The 13,956-nt window shown below is 67.9% G+C and carries 12 protein-coding genes and 1 other RNA gene; 2 read left to right on the plus strand and 11 right to left on the minus strand.

Annotation, left to right across the window (positions count from 1 at the left end):
- Window positions 1–41: 41 nt before the first annotated feature.
- From EO174_RS13115 to EO174_RS13165, 11 genes are all read right to left on the minus strand, one after another.
- Window positions 42–118: non-coding RNA, sX9 sRNA (locus EO174_RS13115), on the minus strand.
- 62 nt (window positions 119–180) lie between these two features.
- The gene (locus EO174_RS13120) at window positions 181–2,817 is read right to left on the minus strand and encodes a TonB-dependent receptor (protein WP_126944893.1); all 2,637 of its coding nucleotides are present in this window, start codon (window positions 2,815–2,817) and stop codon (window positions 181–183) included.
- Window positions 2,818–2,919: 102 nt separating this feature from the next.
- Window positions 2,920–3,954, minus strand: coding sequence for a glucokinase family protein (locus EO174_RS13125; protein ID WP_126944896.1), 1,035 nt, complete (start codon window positions 3,952–3,954; stop codon window positions 2,920–2,922).
- A 301-nt stretch (window positions 3,955–4,255) separates the two neighbouring features.
- Complete coding sequence (locus EO174_RS13130) at window positions 4,256–5,797, minus strand: PhoPQ-activated protein PqaA family protein (RefSeq protein ID WP_126944900.1); 1,542 nt, start codon at window positions 5,795–5,797, stop codon at window positions 4,256–4,258.
- A gap of 64 nt (window positions 5,798–5,861) precedes the next feature.
- A complete protein-coding gene (locus EO174_RS13135; protein WP_126944903.1) occupies window positions 5,862–6,374 on the minus strand; it encodes a hypothetical protein in 513 nt (170 codons plus the stop codon).
- Window positions 6,375–6,537: 163 nt separating this feature from the next.
- Window positions 6,538–7,641, minus strand: coding sequence for a pyrroloquinoline quinone biosynthesis protein PqqE (gene pqqE / locus EO174_RS13140; protein ID WP_126944916.1), 1,104 nt, complete (start codon window positions 7,639–7,641; stop codon window positions 6,538–6,540).
- Window positions 7,638–7,916, minus strand: a complete 279-nt coding sequence (pqqD, locus tag EO174_RS13145; protein ID WP_115677205.1) for a pyrroloquinoline quinone biosynthesis peptide chaperone PqqD — start codon at window positions 7,914–7,916, stop codon at window positions 7,638–7,640. The genes pqqE and pqqD overlap by 4 nt, the downstream gene beginning before the upstream one ends.
- Window positions 7,913–8,665, minus strand: a complete 753-nt coding sequence (gene pqqC, locus EO174_RS13150; RefSeq protein WP_126944919.1) for a pyrroloquinoline-quinone synthase PqqC — start codon at window positions 8,663–8,665, stop codon at window positions 7,913–7,915. Before pqqC ends, pqqD begins: the two co-directional genes overlap by 4 nt.
- Window positions 8,662–9,561, minus strand: coding sequence for a pyrroloquinoline quinone biosynthesis protein PqqB (gene pqqB / locus EO174_RS13155; RefSeq protein ID WP_104584653.1), 900 nt, complete (start codon window positions 9,559–9,561; stop codon window positions 8,662–8,664). The genes pqqC and pqqB overlap by 4 nt, the downstream gene beginning before the upstream one ends.
- Window positions 9,562–9,627: 66 nt before the next feature.
- Entirely contained in the window at window positions 9,628–9,708 is an 81-nt protein-coding gene (pqqA, locus tag EO174_RS13160) for a pyrroloquinoline quinone precursor peptide PqqA (RefSeq protein WP_002812057.1), read from the minus strand.
- Entirely contained in the window at window positions 9,677–10,021 is a 345-nt protein-coding gene (locus EO174_RS13165) for a hypothetical protein (RefSeq protein WP_126944922.1), read from the minus strand. The genes pqqA and EO174_RS13165 overlap by 32 nt, the downstream gene beginning before the upstream one ends.
- On the opposite strand from EO174_RS13165, the gene EO174_RS13170 reads away from it, so the two are divergent.
- Both EO174_RS13170 and EO174_RS22960 read left to right on the plus strand, forming a co-directional pair.
- Entirely contained in the window at window positions 9,999–12,182 is a 2,184-nt protein-coding gene (locus EO174_RS13170) for a bifunctional (p)ppGpp synthetase/guanosine-3',5'-bis(diphosphate) 3'-pyrophosphohydrolase (protein ID WP_164740196.1), read from the plus strand. The two genes, EO174_RS13165 and EO174_RS13170, sit on opposite strands and share 23 nt — an antisense overlap.
- Before the next feature lie 240 nt (window positions 12,183–12,422).
- Entirely contained in the window at window positions 12,423–13,937 is a 1,515-nt protein-coding gene (locus EO174_RS22960; RefSeq protein ID WP_164740197.1) for a hypothetical protein, read from the plus strand.
- Window positions 13,938–13,956 lie beyond the last annotated feature (19 nt).

Here is a 13,956-nt window from a genome sequence, read left to right on the forward strand (position 1 = left end):
GTCATCAACGGGTTGCTCATGCCGCGCGCTGCGCTTGAAGCCACTAACGAAACATAGCGGCCAGTGGTCGGCTGGGCGTGGACGGCGCGCCCGGAACCGGCCTGCACGAGGTGTACGTGCCGATTCCGAGCACGGGCCGCGCCCGCCTGGCGGTGAGCGCAGCCGTTTTGCCAGCCGCTGCTAGAACTTCATGTGCAGGCTTGCCATATAGCGGCGCCCGCTTCTGTAGCGACCGGCCAGGTGGTCGGTGTCGCCGAGATACTGCAGGTATTGCTCGTCCAGCAGGTTCTGCGCGTCGATCTGCAACGACCAGTTCGGACTGAACGCATAGCCGATGCTCGCGCCGAGTTCGGCATAGTCGTCCACGCTTGCCGGCGCGGCGCCGGCCACGTAACCGCCGGCCAGGTAGCTGTCGCGCCAGTTGTAGGTCAGCCGCGCGTTGAGCGGGCCCTTTTCGTAGTACGGGCTGACTGCCACGCTGTTGCGCGACTGGTAGGGCAGCGCGTCGCCGGTGTTGTTCTGCCCACTGGCGTAGGTGTAGTTGGCGGTCAGGCCAAAGCCGCTGTCGCCGAACGGCTGCTGGAACGCGATGTTGAAGCCCTTGACCTTGCCATCGCCGGCGTTGCGTGGCCGCTGGATGCTGTAATCGCAGTAGCCATCGGCGGTGCAACCGTTGCTGCCGAGCAACTGCGCCCAGCTTTGCGGCGCGGTATCGCGTAGCGCGTTGTACTGGCGTTCCACGCTGGCGCTGGTATCGATGTAGTTGTCGATCTTCTTGTAGAACAGCGACCACGCCACCACCGACTGCTGGGCAAAGTAATACTCGGCCGACAGGTTGAAGTTCCAGGATTCGTACGGAGACAGCTCGGCATTGCCGCCGCTGCCGGTCAACGTGGTGTCGTTGAGGAAGGTGTTGTTGACCATCTGGTTGTACGGCGCCCAGGCGATCACCTTGGCCGCGGCAAACCGGAACACCCAATCGTCGGCGGCCTCGTAGGCCAGCGTGAGCGAGGGCAGCAGGAAATCCTCCTTGCGCGTGCGGGTCTGCCACAGGCTGTCGGCGTTCTGCAGGGTGGGCGTGCCGCTGTAGACGAAGCCGCTGCCCTCGGTTTTCGAATCCACATAACGCAGCCCGAGATTGCCGCGCAGGCCGCCGCCGGAGAAATTCAGCTGGGCATAGGCGGCGTTGTTGGTCTGCTGCAGCGCCCAGGTGTTGTTGAGGTAGCTGGCCGGGTCCGGCGCGCCGTAGTCGACCGGGCTGTTGCGGATCCAGTCCAGCACATTGTTGCGGCCTGCCTGCACGTGCCGGCCGTGGTCCGGATAGAAATCCGGCAGATCGGTGAGCCCGATCGTGCCTACATCGGTCAGCGTTCCCGGCGTCACGCCGCCATAGACGTTGAGCTCGAAGCGCTCCTCGTGCTTGCCATGACGCACGCCCAGCAGCAGTTGATTGAACACGCTGTCGAATTGCAGATTCAGATCGAGCTGGCCATAGGTGTCCTTGCTTTCGGTGGAAAAGATGCCGTTATTGCCGAACCAGCCGTCGGCCGAGCCCCAGTTGGCCGGATCGCGCGCACGCGCCGGGTCGTCGAAGCGGATGCCGCGCCGCGTGTCCCAGCTGAAACCGCCGTTATAGAACGGTTCGATGAAGTACTGCGACAGGTCCTTGTTCTCGGATCTGCTTTGGCCCAGCTGCCCGTTCACTCCCCAGCCATCGCCGCGAAACGCGCCGCGCAGGTCCAGGCCCTTGGTGGTGACTTCCGATTCGCGCACGTTGTTGTCGTAGATCACGGTGCCGCCGAGCGGGTCGGCATTGGCGCCGGAATGCCCACTGGTCACCACGCCGTTGCGCAGGCCGCCGAGTTGATCCACTGCCGCCACGGTGCCGGCATTCCAGGTCAGGAAGCTGTACATCGACTGGTTGTAGTTGTCGAAGTTCTCGTTGATGTACAGGCCGCTGAGGTTGAATTCCAGCGCCTCGCTGGGCTTGAGTTGCAGGTTGACCACGGCGCTGTCGCGCTCGCGATCCTGCTGGAACCAGGCCGCGTTGATCGAGTTGGGCACGTCCGCATCGGCGGGCACGCCGCCTGCGGCATTGGCAAATGTGCTGGCCGGCGCATAGCCGAACACTTCCATGCCGCGGCGATCGACGCGCTCTTCGTAATGCTGCGCCGATACCGCGATGCCGAAGGTGTCGGCCGCGTTTTTCCAGCTATACAGCAGCGCGGCATTCGGTTTTCCTTCGCTGGCCTGTGCGCTGTAGCTGTAGCCGACGGATGCGGCCACCTCGTTGACGTCCAGGTCCAGCGGCTGCCGGGTATGCATCAGCACCGTGCCGCCCAGGCTGCCCTCGGTCAGGCGTGCTTCGGAGGATTTGAGGATTTCCGCGCGGCCCAGGATCTGCGGCGCCAGCAAGGTGTAGTCGAATCCGCGGCTGGGTTGCTCGCCGTAGAGCCAGATCGCCTGTGCCACCGGGTGGCCGTCCAGGAAGGACAGATTGAGGCTGGGGTCGGTGCCGTCGATGCTGACGCGCTCGCCCTGGCCGAAGCGCCGGTCCAGGGTGACGCCGGGAATCTGCGACAGCGCCTCGGCCACGTTGGTGCTTGGAAACTTGCCGATGTCTTCGGCGGTGATCGCTTCGGAAATGCCGGCGTTGTTGCGTTTGGTGTCGAGCGACTTTTCCAGGCTGGCACGGATGCCGACCACCTGCACGGCATCCAGGTCGGTGGCCTGTCGGTCGAGCGCGTCCTGGGCTTGCGCAGCGAATGCCAGCGACAACGCGATCGCGCTGGACAGCAGGGTGATGCTGTATTTCATGATGTCTCTCCTCATCACGCACAGGGAAGGACGGCGGGCTGCTGCTCGCCGGATGCGGGGTCTTGCAGACGCGCGCTCGGGACCGAGCGCGTGGTGGATCGCTTACGACAGGTCAGCGTGGTGTTGCAGATACCAGTTAGCCGCGCCAAGCACGCCCAGTTGCCCGTGCTCGACCAGCTTGACCGGGATGCGTTCGAGCACCGCGCGCATGCGGCCCTTGGCCAGAAAGCGTTCGCGGAAAGCGCTGTTCTGCAGGAACGGCCCGATCGTCGGCAAGAAGCCGCCGGCCAGATAGATGCCGCCGGCCGCGCCGTAGGCCAGCGCCATGTCGCCGACCGCGCTACCCAGCACGGCGGAGAAGATCTGCAGGCACTCGCGTGCCAGCGCATCGTCTTCGTGCAGCGCGGCATGCGTGATCGCGGCCGGCAGCCGATGGCGCGGGGTGGCGCCATGCAGTTCGCACGCGGCGTTGTACAGGTGCAGCAGGCCGGGCCCGGACAGCACATGCTCGAGTGGCAGATAGCGCTCGCCACGCAGCAGGATCCGCAGCAACTGCAGTTCCATCACGTCGTTGCTGGCCAGGGCGACCTGGCCGGCTTCGGTGGCGAGCACGATCGGCCGCGGCCTGGCATCGATCCAGACCGCCGCACCCAGCCCGGTGCCGGGGCCGACCACCAGGATCGGGCCGGTGGCGCGCGCATGCCGCGGGGTCGGCCCGCTCAGTTGCAGCGCGGCGCGTTGCTCCATCAAGGGGGCGGCGTAGGCCACCGCTTCGAAATCGTTGACCAGGTGCACGCTGGGCACGGCGAGCGCGGCGCGCATGCGGCCAGGCGAAATCGTCCACGGCAGGTTGTTGCTGATGAAGCTGCCATCGTCCAGTGCGACCCCGGCACTGGCGATCACCACGGCTTCGACATCGCGTCCGGTCTGCAGGAAGTCGGCAAGGATGGCGTCCAGACTGGCGTGTTCGGCGCAGCGGTAGGTGCGGTAATGCGCCAGCTCGGCTGCAGCGTTGTCCGCCTGCGCGATGTGGCCGACCCGCACATGCGTGCCACCGACGTCGGCCGCGATGAAGCCGGTGGCAACCGGTGCGGTGGGCAGGCCGGTAGCGAGAGCAGAACGCGAAGTCGCAGCCACGTGCAGTCCTTTGGGTTCGTCCGGTCGGCCAATGCAACCGGCGAGTAGCGGCCTGTGTAGAAGTTGGTGACAACGATGTCAATGGTTCAGTCGGGTTGGATCGATCTTGCTGGCAGGCTCAAGTGCAGGATCGCCCGATTCAGCGCTGTCTGCGCGGAGGCGATTGCGCAGTGCGGAAGGCGCGCGCGGGTCACTCCTGGCCTGCGACGGTGGCGCTTGTCGCCATCCGGGGACTGGACCATCGTGACATCGACATCGACATCGACATCGACATCGACATTCGATACCGACAGCCTGGTTGTCAGTTGTCGGCGGAGTCGCCCAGTCGGCGCGCGGCTGCCGTAGAGGCAGCGCCCGGCAAGGTGCTGCAGGCCGCGCCGTCGGTGGGTGGTGCCTGCGTCGGGTACTGCTGCTTGCCGAGCACATAGGTCTGGCTGGTGGCGACGAAGCCGTCCGCGTAGGTGGCCTCGACGAAGTACGCGCTCCAGCCGGCTTCGGGCATCCGTACCGGTACCGACACGGTGTTGCCGCGTGCCGGCGTGATCGGCGTGGCGCTGTAGCGAATGCCGCAGGCATGGCGGAAGTCGCGCGCCACCGGGTTGCTCGCCTGCCACAGGCGCAACTGCACAGGGCGCTCGGAGGAGTGGAAGCGGAGCTGCGGGTGTTCGCCTGCGCGCAGCGAATCGCGCACCTTTGGCAGCGCGCGTTGCTGCTGCAGCCGGGTCACGAAGGGCACCAGGCTGTCGACGATGAAGGCGCGGATGCCGTTATGCGCGCTGTTGGGCACCATGCGCAGCGCCTTGCTGCCGGGCAGCGCGTTGTAGAAGAACTGCGTGTTGTCCGGCAGGAAAAAATCGTCGCCACTGGCATTGACGATGTACTTGGGCACGGCCAGGCGTTTGCGCTGCGGCGTGTGCAGATAATGCAGCGGATCCTGCAGTTGCACCAGTTGCGCAAAGGCCGGTGTGTGCAGCTGTGTGGTGATGCCCTGCCTGGCGTAGGCGTTGAATGCGATCGGCCAGTTGCCGCCATAGCTCCGGTACATGTGCTCGAGCACCGCCGGCAGATTGAGGATGTCGATCACCAATGGCACCACGGCCTCCACGCGCGCATCGGCAATGGTGGCATGCCAGCTCGCCCAGCCACGCTTGGAGGCGCCGGCGAGGATGAAGCGATGAATCTGCAACGGCGCCAATTCGCGTTCGGCCAGGCTCATGGTGCGCGCGATGGCGGCGGCCATCGGCACATGCAGCGGCAGGGTCTTGCGTTGCTGCGGCGATGCCAGAAACAGCGACCAGCTGTAGGCGACGCTGTCGTCTTCGCGGCGCGGCGTGCCGTCGTTGCGATAGGTCAGCGCCTGGCTGGGGATATCGCCCAGCGCAATCACCACGGTGCGGCTGCGCTTTGCCAGCGTCGCCAGGGCCTCGGGCGACAACTCGCTGGACGGCTGCGGCGCGCCGCCATCGGCTGGATGACGGGTGCCATTGGTGGAGAGCAACAGTGCACGTGTCGGCAGCGCATCCGTGGGGACATAGATCGCGACATCGTGTTGCCAACTGGCCGGCTGCACCAGTGCCTCGGGCGACCATTGCTGCGAGGTCAGCAGGTAATCGCGCCGCTCGACGCCGGCCACCGGGCGGGTGGCCACACGCCGGTAGACCAGCGGCTGGCGTTCGATGGCATCGTGATAGCACACCAGCGCCTGGTCGATGCCGACCTCGGGCGCGTCGGCGCACTGCTGCGCTGACAGGGCGGCTGCAGGGGCCGCGCCTGCAGGCGCAGCACCTGCAAACCAGCCCAGCGACGCCAGCAACACCAGGCTGCAACGTGTCATCGACCGCATGCGTGTTCTCCCAGTGGCGTGGGTGCGCCAGCCCGCTGGCGGGCCGCGCGGTGCCCGGTTGGGCTTACTTGATCCGGCGGACCTTGGCCTGGGTGTTGTAGCCCTCGATCTGCAGATACCACACGCCGACCAGGCCCGGCTTGATCTTGACCTTGGGCGCGGTCTTGCGCACGCCCGACAACGTGGCGGCGTCGGTCTGCTCCCAGTCCTGGCCATTGGCGAGCGTGTAGACGCGCCCGGTCGAAAAACCCTTGAACTCGCCAACGATGCTGCTCTCGATCGGCTCCTTGCTGCCGAAATCGAAGAAGCCGCGGTTCTTGACGATCACTTCCTGGCGGCCGGCTTCCTTGGCCTGTTCGACCACGACCGCAGCTTCCTCGGCGACCTTGCCCTGCAGCCAGTCGTTGAGCGCGGCCAGTTCGCCGGCATCGAGCTTGTCCAGGCCGGCGGCCTTGAACTGTTCGGCGCTCATCTGCGACTGCAGGTCGCCCTGCACCGCGCGCTGTGCCAGGGCCGGGGTGGCGTTCAGGGCAAGGGTCAGGCAGACCAGCAAGGGAATGCGGCGCGCGAGCGACATGGAAGCCATCCAGAAGACGAAGAGGCCGCTAGTGTAGACGCTGGAGCGCAGCGTGCAGCCTGAGACCACAGGTGCTGATGTGTGCGGGACAGCCCAAGCCGCCTCGCACAGCGTGGAGGCACCACCAGGGTGTGGGGGCGCTCCGCCACCGGCGACGTAAGGTCTACGCGGGCACTTTCGCGCGCTCGGGACGGCGGTAAACCAACTCCGGTGCCGGCGCTGCAGCTTCGCGTTCGGCGGTGGCGCGCACCTCGGCATGCCGCGGCGAGCGTTCGCAGACCGGGTCCAGCGTGGCGGCATCGCCGCTGAGCGCCAGCGCCTGGCAGCGACAGCCGCCCCAGTCGATCTCGCGCTTGGGGCAGCCCTGGCAGACCTCGGGCATCCACGCGGTGCCGCGGAAGCGCACGAAGGCCTCGCCGTTGTTCCAGATGTCGGCCAGCGAACGCTCGCGCAGGTTGTCAAAGCGCAGGCCGTCGATGGTTTCGGCTGCGTGGCAGGGCAGCACGTCGCCGCGCGGGGAGATGTTGACGAAGCGCTGGCCCCAGCCGCCCATGCACGGCTTGGGCTGGCGGGCGTAGTAATCGGGGGTGACGAAGTCGATCGCCAGGCGGTCGCCGAGCTCGCGGCGGGCGGTTTCCACCGCATCAATCGTGGCCATCAGCTGCGCGCGGCTGGGCATCAGCGCGGCGCGATTGCGCAGGCCCCAGCCGTAGTACTGGGTGTGCGCCACTTCGATGCGTTCGGCCTGCCACTCCAGCGCCAGCGCGATCATGCCGGGCACGCGCTCGGCGTTATGGCGATGCAAGACCGCATTGAGCGTCAGCGGCAGGCCGCGCGCACGTACGGCGGCGGCAAACGCGCGCTTCTTCGCCAGGCTGTTGCGATAGCCGGCGATACGGTCGGCACCGGCCGGGTCGACATCCTGCACGCTCAGCTGCACATGCTCCAGCCCGGCCGCCTGCAGCTGGTCCAGCATCGGCTCGCCGCCGGCCACGCCGGAGGTGATCAGGTTGCTGTACAGCCCGAGCGCGCGTGCGTGCGCCACCAGCTCGGGCAGGTCCTTGCGCAGCATCGGTTCGCCACCGGAAAAATGCGCCTGCAGCACGCCCATGTCGGCTGCCTGCTGCAGCAGCGAGCGCCAGCCGGCGGTATCCATTTCCTCGCGCAGCGCCGCCAATGCGATCGGGTTGGAGCAATACGGGCAGGCCAACGGGCAGCGATGGGTCAGCTCCAGCAGCACCGACAGGGGTGGCGGGGCGATGGTCATAGCCGCAGCAGACGCTTTTGATGCAGCGTGTTGGTGAGTTCGATCACGTCAACTTCGATATCGGCCGCGTCGGCATCGAATTCGCCTGCCAGTTCCTGCGCGATCTGCGCCAGCGAGCGCGCGCCGTCGTAGCGCTGCGCCACCACCAGTGCGATCTCGTCCAGCTCGACCACCCGTTCCGGCGCCAGCAGCACCCATTGGTCGCGCGCGCGGTCGTGCTGCAGGCGCACGCCTGCGCGCAGGGCCGGCTGGCTGTCGCGGGTGATGCTGCTCACGCTGCGGCCCGGCTGGCGTCGCGGGCGGGTACGAACGCATCCGGCCACACGATGCCCGGGGCGACGTAGGCCACGTGCAATGCGTCCAGCTGCGCCCACAGCACTGAGCACTTGAAGTGCAGCGCGGCCTTGACCAGGTCCTGTTTCTCGACGGTATCGGCGTGCTGCTTGACGTAGTCCAGCGCAAAATCCGAATCACGGGGCGCTTCGGTCAGGCGATGCTCGAAATAGGCCAGCGCTTCGGGCGAGACGAAGTCGTAATGCTTGAGCATGCCGGCCACGCGCCGGCCGATGATGTTGGGGGCGAACAACTCGGTCAGCGAGGAGGCGATCGCTTCGAGCAGGCTTTTTTCGCGCACGAACTGCAGGTAGGCCTGCACCGCGAACCGGGTGCCGGGCAGCAGCGCACGGCCGGATTCCACCAGCGTGCGGTCCAGGCCGAGCGCGTCGGTCAGGTGCAGCCAACGGGCAATGCCGCCATCGCCGGGGCTGTTGCCGTCGTGATCGAGGATGCGTTGCCGCCAGATCCGCCGCAACGCCGGGTCGTCCATGCGCGCCAGGATCGCGGCGTCCTTCAATGGAATGCAGCGCTGGTATTCGAAGCGGTTCAGCGCCCAGGCCTGGACCTGGCCGCGATCGAGCTTGCCCTCGTGCAGCAGCGCGTGGAAAGGATGCTGGTCGTGATACAGGCGGGCGCCGATGGCGCGCAGGTCCGCCTCCAGTTGGTCCGGGGTGAGCAGGGTGGTCACAGGGTGATCTCCAGGCCGTCGTAGGCGACGTCCCAGCCGCTGGCACGCGCACTGGCGTACTCCGGCGAGTGGATGTCGAGCACGGGATTGGTGGTGTTGAGATGGATGAAGATCTTGCGCGCCACCTCCAGCGGGGCAAACGCGGCAATGGTGCCGTCGGGGCCGTCGATGCTCATGTGGCCCATGCGCTGGCCGGTCTTCTGGCTGATGCCCAGTTGCACCATCTCGTCGTCGCGCCACAGCGTGCCGTCGAAAAACACCAGCTCGGCGCCTTGCAGGCGCGCGCGCAAGGCATCGGTCATCGCCGCGCAGCCGGGGATGTAGTGCACGCGGTGCTGGCCATCGTCGATGGTCAGCCCGAGGGTTTCTTCATTGGAGCCGGCCAGGTCGCCGCCGCTGCGCGATTCCATGAACAACGGCACCTTCCCCGGCACCGAGAAGGGCGTCAGCTGCAGGCCCAGCAGCGATAGTGGCGTCTCCAGCGCAAACGGCTGGCGCTGCACGTAAGCCGGATTGACTGCATCGAAGATGGGGTTCTGCGACAGCAGGTCCAGCACGCGGCGGCTGGCATGCAGCGAGAACGCCTGGCTCTCGCGCATCGACAGCAGCCCGGCGATATGGTCGATCTCGCCGCTGGTCAGCAACACCGCTTCGATCGGCGAATGCCGCAGACCGCGTTGCGGCCAGAGCGCGGGCGTTGCGAGGAGTTGTTGACGGAAATCGGGTGAGGCGTTGATCAGGACCCAACGCTGGCCATCGGCGCTGACGGCGATGCTGGCCTGGGTACGACGTTGGGCACCGTCGGCTTGTTGCCATGCCCGCCGGCTGGCGGGTGTGTGGCAATTCCACTGCGGGTGCCCACCGCCGGCCGCCGATCCCAGAACGATGATGCGCATGGAGAACTGTTACCTATCTGCCGGCAATCGCCGGTCATGCATCGGGAGGAAGGGCGGCAGGTGCGCTCAGAATTCGCCGGAGACGTAGCAGTTGATCTCGGCGCCACAGTTGACTTCACGAACGACAGGCTTCTTCCAGGTCTTCATCGGCTACCTCGCAGTTGGTTGGAATGACGTGGCCGCGGCAGGACGCAGCGGCGACGCCAATGGAGGATAGGCAGGCGGTCTGGGCGAGTTGTAAAAAGCATGTAAAAAGCCGATTGACCGTGCTGATCGGCTTGCGGCGCTGCACCAATCGTGGCCCGCAGCGGTTGCGAATCAAGACCTTGGCGGGTGAACCGACCATAAGCGCAGGCGCATGCCAGTGCGCCGACCACGGCGCACTGCGCGTTGTGGAGAAGGTGACGCGCACGTTACCGTAGCTGTCAGCCCCTTTGTTGTTGCCGATCGCCGTGTCCACCGCTGTGACCAGTTCCTCTTTCGAGCGTCTGCATGCCTTGCTGCAGCGTCCTGCCCTCGCATCGATCGCGCCAGACCTGCGTGACGCGCTGGCGCAGGCCTGGCACCAGCAGCCTTCGCCGAGCGAGGACGTGCCCTGGGCGCTGCTCGCCGACACGCTGGACGCGTTGGGGTTGCTGGCGGCCGACGAGGCGACCCTGATTGCGGCACTGTTGCTCGACCTGCCGGCGCTGCGCGGCGCGATCGCCGGCCTGCCCTGGCAACCGGCCGAGCGCCGTGTGGCGGTGGAAGGACTGCTGGACGGGCTGGATGCGGCCGACCAGGTCTGGGCCCTGCACGCCGGTCGCGAGGCCGGGCGCAACAGCGAAGGCCTGCGGCGGCTGTTGCTGTCCATCATCCACGACCTGCGGGTGGTGCCGATCCTGCTGGCACGGCAGTTGGCGCGCATGCGCGTGGCCGACCGCCTGAGCGAAGAGCAGCGCCGTGCACTGGCCCAGCTCACCCGTGACATCCATGCGCCGCTGGCCAACCGGCTGGGCATCTGGCAGGTGAAATGGGAGCTGGAGGACCTGGCGTTCCGGCACCTGGAGCCGGACACCTACCGCCGCATCGCCCGCGAAGTGGACGAAACCCGCGTGGCGCGCGAGCGCTATCTGGATGCGGTCAAGCGCACCTTGTCGACGACGCTGGCGCAGCAGGGCCTGCGCGCGGACGTGAGCGGGCGGCCGAAGCACATCTACAGCATCTGGCGGAAGATGCAGAAAAAGCGCCTGTCCTTCGACCAGCTGTACGACATCCGCGCGGTCCGGGTGATGGTCGACGACGTGGCCGCCTGCTATGCCGCCCTGGGGGCAGTGCACTCGCTGTGGGCACCGGTGCCGAGCGAGTTCGACGATTACATCGCCCGGCCCAAGGCCAACGACTACCGCTCGCTGCATACCGCGGTGGTCGGCCCGGAAGGGCGCACCATCGAAGTCCAGATCCGCACCCACGAGATGCACGCGCAGGCCGAGCTCGGCGTGGCCGCGCACTGGAAATACAAGGAAGGCGGCAAGGGCGGCGAGAAGGCCTTCGACCGCAAGATCCAGTGGATGCGCCAGTTGCTGGAACAGGTGCAGGACGGCGACCACGGCGAACTGGCCGGTGCGCTGGATGCCGAGCTGATCGAAGACCGCGTGTATGCGCTGACGCCCAAGGGCGAGGTCATCGACCTGCCGCAAGGCGCCACGCCGCTGGACTTCGCCTACCACGTGCACACCATGGTCGGGCATCGCTGCCGCGGCGCGCGCGTCAACGACCGCATCGTGCCGCTGACCTACCGGCTGCGCAGCGGCGACCGGGTGGAGATCATGACCGCCAAGGAAGCCGACCCGCGCCGCGACTGGCTGCTGGCGTCCAACGGCTTTCTGGCCAGCGGGCGCTCGCGCGACAAGGTGCGCGCCTGGTTCCACAAGCTCGACCGCGCGCGCAACGTGCAGGCCGGCAAGGACCTGCTCGATCGCGAGCTCAAGCGGCTGGGCCTGCAGCACGCCGACCTGGGCGTGGCCACGCGCAAGTTCCACGCCGAGACGGTCGACGACCTGTACATCCAGGTGGCGCTGGGCGATACCGGGCCCAACCAGGTCAGCCGCGCCCTGCTGGAGGCCGAACGGGCCGCCTCGCAGCCCGCGGTCCCGGCGCCACCGCGGCCCACCGCGCGCCGCGAGGGCCTGGGCAAGTCCAAGTTCACCGTGCAGGGCGTGGGCAATCTGCTGGTGCAGCTGGCACGCTGCTGCCAGCCGGTGGCGGGCGAGCCGATCGCCGGCTATCTGACCCGCGGCCGCGGCATCACCGTGCATCGCACCGATTGCGCGGCATTGTCGCGGCTGGCGGCGGCGCATCCGCAGCGCGTGCTCCCGGTGGAGTGGGGCCAGGCCGGCAGCGGCTACGAAGTGGATGTGCAGGTGCGCGCGGTCGACCGCCGCTGGCTGCTCAAGGACATCACCAACCTGATCGCGCAGGAGGACGCGCACGTGCTGGAAATCAACAGCGACAACGTGCGCGACACCGGCAGGGCGCAGCTGCGCCTGCGCCTGAAGGTCAGCGATTACGGCCAGCTGTCCAGTCTGCTTGGCAAGCTGGACGCGCTGCCCGGCGTCAACGAGGTGCGGCGACTCGGTTGAGTGCGCCGCCGCTCGCCGGCGCCAATCGCTTTGGAACAGACCGCACCCACAGCAAGCGAGGGGTGCCTGCCTGACGATTCCCGATTCCCGATTCCCGATTCCCGATTCCCGATTCCCGATTCCCGAATCCCGAATCCCGAATCCCGAATCCCCCAAGCCCACATCGTCTTCGCAGCAGACAGCTACCATGACCCGGTGAACGCGTCCCCCTCAGGTCGCGCCAAGGACGGACGCCACCGCATGTTCCCGCTTCCGCGCTGGGCCCGATCGCCCCGCCTCTGGGCGCCATTGCGCAGCCGCGCGCTATGGCGCGTGGTGCTGGTGTTGTGCGCCTGCCTGTTGCTGGCCGCGGTCGTGCTGCGCAAGCCGCTGGCCGATTGGCTATGGCCGGACACGCGCATCCAGCAACTGCTGCAGCGCGGCGATGCGGCGCTGTCACGCGGCCACCTCAGTGCGGCCGACGGCAACGGCGCGCGTGAACTGTTCGCGGCCGCGCTTGCCCTGGACAGCGACCGTGGCGAGGCCCGCGCCGGCCTGGCGCGCACCGGTGCCGCCGCCGTGGTGCAGGCACGTGCGGCGGTCGCAGCCGGGGACGCCGCCGCTGCACAACGTGCGTTGACGCTGGCGAACGCGCTGGAGGTGCCGCAGGCGCAGACCGCCCCGGTCGCGCTGCGCCTGCGCGCGCTGCAGGCGCGTCGGGCCGGCCTGGATGCCTTGTTCGCCCAGGCGGTGTCCGCGCAACAGCAAGGGCGCCTGGATGGCAGCCCGGACAGTGCGCTGCCGTTGTACCAGCGCATCCTGACCCTGGCGCCGGACCGTACCGATGCGCTGGAAGGGCGCGAGGACGCATTGACCGATCTGCTGGCGCAGGCCCGCCACGCACTGGCGCGCGATGCGCTCGGCGATGCGGCGCTGTTGCTGGCCGCCGCCAAGCGCTACGACCCCGGGCATGCCGATGTCCCGCTGACCGAGGGCCACTACCACCGCGTGCTGGAACAGCGCCGTCAGCGCGCCGAGGGCCTGTTGCGGCGTGGTCGCCTGGCACCGGCCTCACGCGATTTCAACGCAGTGCTGGCGGCCGAGCCGGAGGATGCGGCCGCCCGGCGTGGGCTTGAGCGGGTGGCCGGCGAATATGCCGCGCAAGCCGGCCGGCAGGCGGCGGACTTCCAGTTCGACGCCGCGCTGCAGTCGCTGCAGGAAGCGAAAGCCTTGCTGCCGGGCGCTGCGTCGATCGCCCAGGCCGAGCAGGCCATTGCGCGTGCACGCGATGCACAGCGCAGCCCGGAAACCGGGTTGTCGCGCGGTACCCGCGAGCGCCGCCTGCGCGCGCTGCTGCAGCGGGTCACGGATGCCGAAGCGCGACAGCAATGGATGACGCCTCCCGGCGCCAGCGCCTACGACGCGGTGCGTGCGGCGCAGGCGCTGGCACCGCGCGATCCACGCGTGCTGCAGGCCGCCGCACGTGTGGTGCCTGCCAGTCAGCGCTGCTTCGAGGACGAGCTGCGCAACAACCGCCTGCGTGCCGCGCGCGGCTGTCTGGATGCCTGGCAGGCGCTGATGCCCGGTGACGATGCGCTGGCCGGCGCGCGTCGCCGGCTAGCGCAGCGCTGGGTCGCGGTGGGCAGCGAACGCCTGGGACAGGAGGACGCTGCCTTCGCACGGCGCGCGCAGGACGAGGCGCACCAGCTGGATCCGGAGCTGCCGGAATTGGCCGAGTTCACACGCCGGGTCAAGGCGGTGGCGGAGCAGCGCTGACGCCGCGGCCGCCTGCGGC

Source organism: Xanthomonas sp. BRIP62418 (genome assembly GCF_003993495.1).
GTDB classification, from domain to species: domain Bacteria; phylum Pseudomonadota; class Gammaproteobacteria; order Xanthomonadales; family Xanthomonadaceae; genus Xanthomonas; species Xanthomonas euroxanthea.